Here is an 896-nt window from a genome sequence, read left to right on the forward strand (position 1 = left end):
CGCTCACGACCATATCCGCATCGAGCAAGACGATCACGTTATCCTCTTCCTGGTCGATAAGAAAAGAGTTCGCGAAGTCGAGAAGCTGTTCCAAGTCGGACTCGCTTTTTTCTAACCCTGTTTTAGTAGTTTTTTGGGAGATACAACCGGATGCATTTGTCTACAGTCAGCCGAATTCTAGGCATCCTGCTGATGATTTTTAGCCTGACCATGCTCCCGCCGATCATTGTTTCGCTCATCTATAACGATAATCAGCTCCATGCCTTCCTCGATGCTTTTGTTATTACGCTAGGCTTAGGGCTAATCATCTGGCTGCCTGTTCGAAACCATAAAAAGGAGCTTCGTGTACGAGATGGTTTTATCGTAACGGTTCTCTTCTGGCTGGTGCTCAGCCTGAGTGGTTCAGTGCCCTTATATTTATCTGACTCCCCTGATTTACGCTTCGTTGATGCTTACTTTGAGTCCCTATCGGGGCTAACCACCACTGGCGCGACCGTCATTACCGGGATAGATGACCTGCCCAAATCTATCTTGTGGTACCGACAACAATTGCAATGGCTTGGCGGCATGGGCTTGATCGTACTGGCTGTCGCCATTCTTCCAATGCTAGGCATTGGTGGTATGCAGCTATACCGAGCAGAGACTCCCGGCCCGGTAAAAGACAGTAAATTAACGCCTCGAATCACCGAAACCGCCAAAGCTCTTTGGTATATATACCTCGGGCTAACAGTCGCTTGCGCGCTATCTTACTGGGCCGCTGGAATGACCCTGTTTGACGCCATAGGCCATAGTTTTTCGACCATCGCCATCGGCGGCTATTCAACCCATGATGCCAGTATTGGCTATTTCGATAATAGCGTAATTGAACTAATCGCCATCTTCTTTATGTTTATCGC

The 896-nt window shown here is 48.3% G+C and carries 1 protein-coding gene; it reads left to right on the plus strand.

The features are described from left to right. Nucleotides 1-150: 150 nt before the first annotated feature. Nucleotides 151-896, plus strand: a 746-nt coding sequence (locus tag A3766_RS08015; protein ID WP_304440944.1) for a potassium transporter TrkG, incomplete at its 3' end; no start/stop codon positions are given.

This window comes from Oleiphilus sp. HI0132 (assembly GCF_001635845.1).